Source organism: Pontiella agarivorans, assembly GCF_034531395.1.
In the GTDB taxonomy this organism is placed as follows: Bacteria; Verrucomicrobiota; Kiritimatiellia; order Kiritimatiellales; family Pontiellaceae; genus Pontiella; species Pontiella agarivorans.
The window spans coordinates 1,275,572-1,282,842 of sequence record NZ_JARVCO010000010.1; the positions used below are offsets into that span (position 1 = coordinate 1,275,572).

Here is a 7,271-nt window from a genome sequence, read left to right on the forward strand (position 1 = left end):
AACAGGGCGCTGATGAAAGTTGTTTTGAAACATAACGGGCGCTGGCTGCATTTCCAATGTCCGGAAAAAGTGTTGATCGCGGAATGTATCGATGAGGTGATGCCTGCGATTGCCGAGGCGGAACGGTCGGGGCTGTATGCGGCGGGGTTTATTTCCTACGAAGCTGCGCCCGCGTTTGATGCTGCGCTGAAAACGCACCCGGCGAATGGATTTCCATTGCTGATGCTGGGATTGTTTAATGCCCCCGAAGTTTTGGATGAAATCGAACTTTGTGGAGGGCGGGGCTCTGCCCGAGCCGATTCTGGCTGTGGCTTGGACAGAGCCTCGCCTTCCAGATATTCCATCGGCGAGCTGAAACCATCCGTCTCCAAGGAAGAATTCAAAGCGGCGATCGGTGAAATCAAAGAACGGATAGCTGAAGGGGCAACTTATCAGGTCAATTACACCTACCGTCTGAATGCTGATTTTCTGGGAGATGCCTGGGCCTTTTTTAATGAACTGGTCAAAGGACAGAAGACGGAGTACGCGGCATTTATTGAAACGGATGATTTTGCAGTCTGCTCGGCGTCGCCGGAGCTCTTTTTCAGTTTTGGAGAAGGGGAGATTATTTCCCGTCCCATGAAGGGAACGGCCAGGCGCGGGTTGACGTTTTCCATGGATTGTAAACAGGCCGAAGCGTTGCGGCGGTCGGAAAAAGACCGTGCCGAAAATATTATGATTGTCGACATGATCCGCAATGATATCGGCCGGGTTGCCACGCCGGGCAGTGTTGAAACGGTTAGCACGTTTGATGTCGAAAAATACCCGACCGTTTGGCAGATGACTTCCACTGTGACTGGAACACTTCTGAAAAAAAATCCTTCACCACCCGCTTTGCCAGAGGACATAGAGAGCACGGAGATCAGTCCTCTGTGTTCCTCCGTGCCCTCTGTGGTGAAGATTCTGAAATCCCTGTTCCCGTGTGCTTCGATTACCGGTGCGCCGAAGGCGAAGACGATGGAAATTATCCAATCGCTGGAAACTTCACCGCGCAGGATTTATACAGGATCGATCGGATTTATTACACCGCAGGGCGAGGCGGGGTTTAATGTGGCGATCCGGACGGCACTGATTCAGAACGGCCGGCTGGAGTTCGGGGTCGGTGGCGGCATTGTCTGGGATTCGGATGCGGAGTCGGAATATGAGGAAACGCTTACGAAAGCACGGGTGCTGACCCAGTCCCGCCCGGATTTCCAGTTATTGGAAACCATGCTGTGGGAGCCGGAAAGCGGAATTTTTCTTCTCAACGAACATCTGCAGCGACTGGCTGAATCGGCCGCCTTCTTCGATATTCCGCTGGAACTGCATCCTGTGCAGGAATTGCTGGAAACGCTTGAGCACACCTGCGCAGGTGTGCACCACCGGGTCCGTCTGCTGGTTTCGCGTGACGGAGAGGTGGATGTTCAGACTGCGGCGGTTGAACCGGGGGGAGAGAAGGGCCTGATGCGGGCCGCTGTAGCGGATGCGCCGGTGGATTCACAGCATCTGTTTCTCTATCACAAAACGACGCATCGGGATGTTTATGAAAATGCGAAAGCGGCGTTTCCGGATTATGACGAGGTGATCCTCTGGAATGAAAAAGGCGAGGTAACGGAGGGGACGTTTACGAATGTGGTCATTTCCAGAGACGGGAAAAAAATTACGCCGCCGGTGGAGTGCGGACTGCTGGCCGGAACCTTCCGGGAGTATTTGCTGAAAACGGGCGAGGTTGAAGAGGGGATTGTGATGCGGGATGAGTTGAAGCAGGCGGATAACGTGTGGCTCGTCAATTCCGTCAGAAAATGGCAGAACGTCGTAATTGGAGGTTTGAGATGAACGTGATTATGGATTTGTGCATTGTACCGATCGGTGTCGGTGTTTCGCTGTCAGAATATGTTGCCGCGTGTGAGGATATTCTGAATCAGCCGGGGCTCAAAACATCGTTGCATCCCAATGGAACTTCCATCGAGGGGGAATGGGATCAGGTTATGGCCGCCGTGAAGGCCTGTCATGAAAAGGTGCACGGTATGGGGGCTCCGCGGATTCATACGAATATCAAACTGGGAACCCGTACGGATCGGGAGCAATCGCTCGAAGACAAGGTCAACAGCGTGAAGGAAAAAATGCTCTAATCCGTCTTGCAGACCGGAATTCGGAGAACGAAAAAAAGCCCGGTCAGGCAGAGCAGGGCGCCGACCGTTTTTATATAGAGGTTTTCAATCCGGTAAACTGAAAATCCGCCGAATAGAAGGATCATGGAAACCGAGATGATTTTCGCCTTTCGAGGCATACAGCGGTTTTCCTGCCAGTTGCGGATAATGCTTCCAAAGATGCGGTGTTCAAGCAGCCACCGGTGATACTTTTCAGACGAGTTGGCAAAGCACCAGGCCGCCAGCAGAAGAAGCGGTGTGGTGGGCAGCAGCGGAAGAAAAATGCCGAGTGTTGCCAGGGCCACGAGAATGAATCCGGCGGCCAGATAAAGAATTCGCACTTTTTCATTCATAACATGTGTCAGTCACGATGAAGCCTGACAAGGCCCCTTCCCGGAATGATTCTTCAACAGAATCCTGCAGGTTATCTGGATGTGCTCGGTGATTTGGTTTAGTCATTGTTTTATTCAGTCAGAATTTAGGACTGCGGGTCAATGCTCTTATAGGTATTCCAGTTTAATCCGAATGCCGATCTCGCCAACCGTTATCTTCAGCGCTGAAATATCGAACTGAAAAACCACAATGGGCATGGATATTTTTCGCTGCAAAAAGCCTGATGCGGTGTACAGCGAATGCATCATGCACTTCATCGTCTACAACCGTATAATGGAGGTTCGGCTAGTTTTGTTTGGCAGCTTTCACATGATCCAGTCCCATTAAAACTAAATATCCAATAACGCCTTTAAATCCGAATATTAGAATCATGAAGAAGCTTAGCCATCGATTTAGACACTTAGGAGGATTTTTGACGGTCCAGATCGCTGGGAAAATAAAGAGGATTGAATCAATGAAAATCTTGATCAAGAGGACTCTTGAAACATCTATCTCATTGGCCGCCGCAAACTGGGTAAATGATTTGGATAAGGCTAAGCTCCAGATGGGGGTCAGTAAACCTGAGATTACGCATAGTAAAATTAGTGTGTTGTATTTTTTCATCTTTCTCCTGACGAACGTTGACGCTGACCCGCCGTGCCTTGTGTGTTGCCTGACTCAACGGGCATTTTCATGGTAGGATCCAGCTTCTGGTTTGCCGCGATTTGTTTTTCAAGTTCCTGTCTGCACTGTTTTATAAGCGGCTCAATTTTTCCTCTAGACTTTCTTCTGAACTGGATTGCCTTTTTATAATCGCTGATTGCTTCCGCATATTTTCCAGATTCACGATAAATCTGTCCACGAAGAAAATGACAACTGTAATCCGCACTAAGATTTATAGACCTTGTGATGCAATAAATCGCGTCCTCTGCATTTTTGTATTGGTACCATTCAATCTCACCGAGTGAGTACCAGGCCCAATCAGTTCTGGAGTTGAGGGACAGAGATTTTTCCAAATCTGCTTTGGCCTCTGGATATTTTTTGATCCTTTGGTAGCTTCTTCCGCGCAATGCCAGTGTTGAATCCATATCTGGATCTATTTTCAATGCCTTGCTGAATAACTCAATGGCTTTGTTATAGTTCGGTGGCTTTGTTCGGTATTCAACGCGGGCAAGGTTTTTCAATGTATCTAGATCGTATGGATGTTGTGCCAGTGCATTATTCAGATCATGTCGTGCAAGTTGTAGTTTTCTCATTGAGTAATAGAAATAGCCGCGACGAGAGTAGTTTTCAAAAGAGGGATCTATCCCTATTGCTTTGCCCATGTAGGCAATCGCCTCTTCTTTTTGACCTTGCTCCCAATATGCGTTTGCAAGTTCTCTTATGGGCTGGCTGTCATGGGGCGAGCGTGTTGAATAGTCCAGAAGAAGGGCGCGTAATTCCCTGAATTCCGTTGAGTTTTTCTTGCTTAATTCACGTTCCTTTTCCTTGAAATACCAGGATGTTTTCAGCGTGGTAAAGACGGGGAGTTCAGGATGGCTTTGTATGACAGTATCAATAAAGCTGAGAAGTGCTTGCTCATCTCCGCCCCAACGCGGATACATTGACCATGCCATGTTTCGGTATGCTCCCAAAAAGTCAGGGTGTTTTTCTGTGGCTCTAGTGAACCATTTCTCCTTTTCTTCAAACGAGCTTCCCTTGCCCATACATACGGCAATCATGTATTTGGCGGAACAAGGATCATCGGGATTCATTTCATATGCTTTTCCAAGGTCGGCCTCTGCTTTCTCGAGGTTTTGATAAAACAACGGCAAAGATTCATTTTTCACAGAATAGCCCCAACCGCCTCCTCGAACTCTCCATGCTTCATCCATGTACCATTTTCCTCGTGTGAGATATGCGGAATGTGTGGCGTTTTCACTAGAGCACCATGCATCAAGCTCATCAATAAGATCGATGTTGAGGCTTAGGAGGTAATATAACCATTTAAGTGCATATTCACCACTTAGGGTTTTTGTTTTCTGTTTTAAATATTCATCAAAAAATGATTGGGCTGAGGTGTAGTTTGAAGAAGAAAGGTAGTCGGCGACCAGTAGGGCATTCTCGCTAATGCTGGTTGTGCTTACTGGAGGTTTTTTTGTAGAACACCCCACGAGGGTAGATATAGCTAACAGTAGTATGATTGATTTTTTCATATTCTTTCCATGGCGAACGTTCAAAGTGAGCCGCTTGGAAATCAAACTTTGCCTGACTCAACGGGCGTTGTCCAAGTAGGCTCTACTTTCTGGTTGGGATTTTTTATCAAGCACTCAGAGCAAATGAAAATGTAAAACCACCTATCCATGAAACTAATGTCAAACACAGCCATGGGATCTTCTTCCATCTTTCTGGTTTGAACGACATGAATATTCCGACCCACAAACATGCCGAAAAAAATAAATACCAGATGTACGCTTTTGGTCCCCACAGAAAAAAAGCACATGGGCCAGAAAAAACAAATAACGTCTCAATTGGATCGCTCACGCTGATTCGTCCCATTCCCTCAAACAAGACGCTGAGAGAAAGAAGAAGATAGGCTACTCCCAGACTGGATATGATAATTTTGTTTTTCATATTTATCTGATCCCAACGTTATGGGTGAGTTTCGGTGAACATAAACTTTACTTAATCAACAGGCGTCGGCCACCGTAAACTCGAACCACTGGTTGGAAAAGACTCTGTTTTGAGCAAGTCAGTATCTCAAGTTTTCTACGTTTCTCTGCAGGTTGTCCGGGCACAGCAGGAAGTCCGCTGCTAAGCAGGTTGTCCGGTGAACAGTCTGCAAATCTGATTTATTGAATTTTTATGCACCCAAGTGAGTTGTTCCAACGTTATGGGTGAGCCGCCGGTGCTCACAAACTTCACTTAATCAACTGGCGTCGGCCACCGTAGGCTCCACCCACTGGTTCGAATTTTTTATTAAATTTGTGCCAATACGGTATTTGTAATAATGAGCGAGAAGATAAGTATAATTGAACCCGCTATATATTTTCCTTTTCTGGATAACGTACTACTTATCCATGCCCCAAACAACATGGTGAATCCCCATGCCATGACAGCCGCAGGTATCGATAACACACGCACTGCGTAACTCATCAATTCAAAATAGTTTATTAAAAATCCATAAATTCCAGAACATATTGCGGAGAGGACAACACACGTCCAATAAAATTTGTCTGTGGCTCTCTCTATCTTCTCTTTTTCAGAGGGCCGATAATTTTTTAGAAACCATGGGTGTTTAAACATGTTGGTAGAATGACAGATTTATGATCCCTCGAAATTATAACGGATATTGATTTTTATAATCTCATTCGAACGTTACGGGTGAGCCTGAGTGGATTGTGCTTCAACTTTATCAGCGGGCGTTGTCACGATAGGCTCTAACCGCTGGTTGGGATTTTTTTCTTTTTGGTTACTTACAGATACGTGAACTACAAGATAGCTCACTGTGGCAAGTAGCCCGATTAGAAGTAGAACGTAGGATGTCCAGACAACTCTTAATCTCCACTTTGCTAGAACTTTGTGTTTTTTATCCTGTTCCTCATCTTCAGGGTTTTCATGTGCTTTAGCATGATTGAAATAACGCTTTGCGTTCAGATGCAGTTCTATCAAACACGAAACTACCGTTAACGAAAAGAACACCAGTCCGATTAAGATGAGAGCTTGTTCTGTTTTGGTTATTGAAAGGTCTTTGAATGATAGGGTCGCAAAAAAGATGCCGGATCCTGCTGCTGAGATTGACAGAACATACGCCTTCAGTTTGTCTCCCTCAGCTTTGGCTCTATTATGGAATTCATGAATTTTTTGTTCTTTGTTCATTTATATTATCTGATCCCAACGTTAAGGGTGAGCCTCCAGAAACGAGGAAACAAACATGATAACAAACACAAACAAACGCGGGCGAGTTTCTGGTAGTGCTCCAACCGCTGGTTCGGATGTGGTTTTAGCTGAAGAATCGCTGTTTATGTTCGCCGAGCAACGTGGGCGAAAAGTGCTCGGTGAAAAAAACTGAATTTGAAAAATGGTGTGAATCATTTTCGATAAAACAGGTTTTGAAACGTTTTGGTATTACGGCTCTACCCGGTGATCGGGTTGTTCTCAAAAATTTCTATCTTGGCGAGCAAACGATCAGAATTGCGGAGGATGATCGCCATTATTTCAACGTCTACGGCGTTGGGTGTAGCGATGAGTTTTAGAGTGACTTTCCGCAGGATGCTTACGACCTAGTTAATTTCTTTGGGCTTGGGTATCGGCATAAATGCGGATGGGAGCGAGAGTTGTTGAACGAATTGTAATCCGAACGTTAAGGGTGAGTTTCGGTGAACATAAATTTTGACTAGATTAATTCCGCGTTGGCCACCGTAAACTCGAACCACTGGTTGGAAAAGACTCTGTTTTGAGCAAGTCAGTATTTCAGGTTTTCTACGTTTCTCTGCAGGTTGTCCGGGCACAGCAGGAAGTCCGGTGAAAAGCAGGTTGTCCGGTGAATTGTCTGCAAATCTGATTCATTGGATTTTTATGTACCCAAGTGAGTTGTTCCAACGTTAGGGATGAGTTTCGGTGAACATAAACATTGACCTGATTAATTCCGCGTCGGCCACCGTAAACTCGAACCACTGGTTGGAAAAGACTCTGTTTTGAGCAAGTCAGTATCTCAGGTTTTCTACGTTTCTCTGCAGGTTGTCCGGGCAC

General features: G+C 46.2%; 8 protein-coding genes. 3 read left to right on the forward strand and 5 right to left on the reverse strand.

Going from position 1 to position 7,271, the window contains the following annotated elements; translation table 11 throughout:
- The first annotated feature begins 12 nt into the window (after positions 1–12).
- Entirely contained in the window at positions 13–1,854 is a 1,842-nt protein-coding gene (locus P9H32_RS12840) for a bifunctional chorismate-binding protein/class IV aminotransferase (RefSeq protein WP_322609301.1), read from the forward strand.
- On the forward strand, positions 1,851–2,150 hold the full coding sequence (locus P9H32_RS12845) for an MTH1187 family thiamine-binding protein (protein ID WP_322609302.1): 300 nt from the start codon (positions 1,851–1,853) through the stop codon (positions 2,148–2,150). Before P9H32_RS12840 ends, P9H32_RS12845 begins: the two co-directional genes overlap by 4 nt.
- On the opposite strand, the gene P9H32_RS12850 is transcribed toward P9H32_RS12845, so the two are convergent.
- From P9H32_RS12850 to P9H32_RS12870, 5 genes are all read right to left on the reverse strand, one after another.
- Positions 2,147–2,521 (reverse strand): YbaN family protein, encoded by a 375-nt coding sequence (locus P9H32_RS12850; protein ID WP_322609303.1) that lies wholly within the window; start codon positions 2,519–2,521, stop codon positions 2,147–2,149. The genes P9H32_RS12845 and P9H32_RS12850 overlap by 4 nt on opposite strands.
- A 147-nt stretch (positions 2,522–2,668) precedes the next feature.
- Positions 2,669–2,818 carry a hypothetical protein gene (locus P9H32_RS12855; RefSeq protein WP_322609304.1) on the reverse strand — a complete coding sequence of 50 codons (150 nt, stop codon included), beginning with the start codon at positions 2,816–2,818 and terminating at the stop codon, positions 2,669–2,671.
- Positions 2,819–2,846: 28 nt separating this feature from the next.
- Positions 2,847–3,164 carry a hypothetical protein gene (locus P9H32_RS12860; RefSeq protein ID WP_322609305.1) on the reverse strand — a complete coding sequence of 106 codons (318 nt, stop codon included), beginning with the start codon at positions 3,162–3,164 and terminating at the stop codon, positions 2,847–2,849.
- Complete coding sequence (locus P9H32_RS12865) at positions 3,161–4,735, reverse strand: tetratricopeptide repeat protein (protein WP_322609306.1); 1,575 nt, start codon at positions 4,733–4,735, stop codon at positions 3,161–3,163. Before P9H32_RS12865 ends, P9H32_RS12860 begins: the two co-directional genes overlap by 4 nt.
- A gap of 1,162 nt (positions 4,736–5,897) precedes the next feature.
- On the reverse strand, positions 5,898–6,398 hold the full coding sequence (locus tag P9H32_RS12870) for a hypothetical protein (RefSeq protein ID WP_322609307.1): 501 nt from the start codon (positions 6,396–6,398) through the stop codon (positions 5,898–5,900).
- A gap of 55 nt (positions 6,399–6,453) precedes the next feature.
- Here P9H32_RS12870 and P9H32_RS12875 point away from each other — a divergent pair, with 55 nt between their 5' ends.
- Positions 6,454–6,591 (forward strand): hypothetical protein, encoded by a 138-nt coding sequence (locus P9H32_RS12875; protein ID WP_322609308.1) that lies wholly within the window; start codon positions 6,454–6,456, stop codon positions 6,589–6,591.
- Positions 6,592–7,271: the final 680 nt, after the last annotated feature.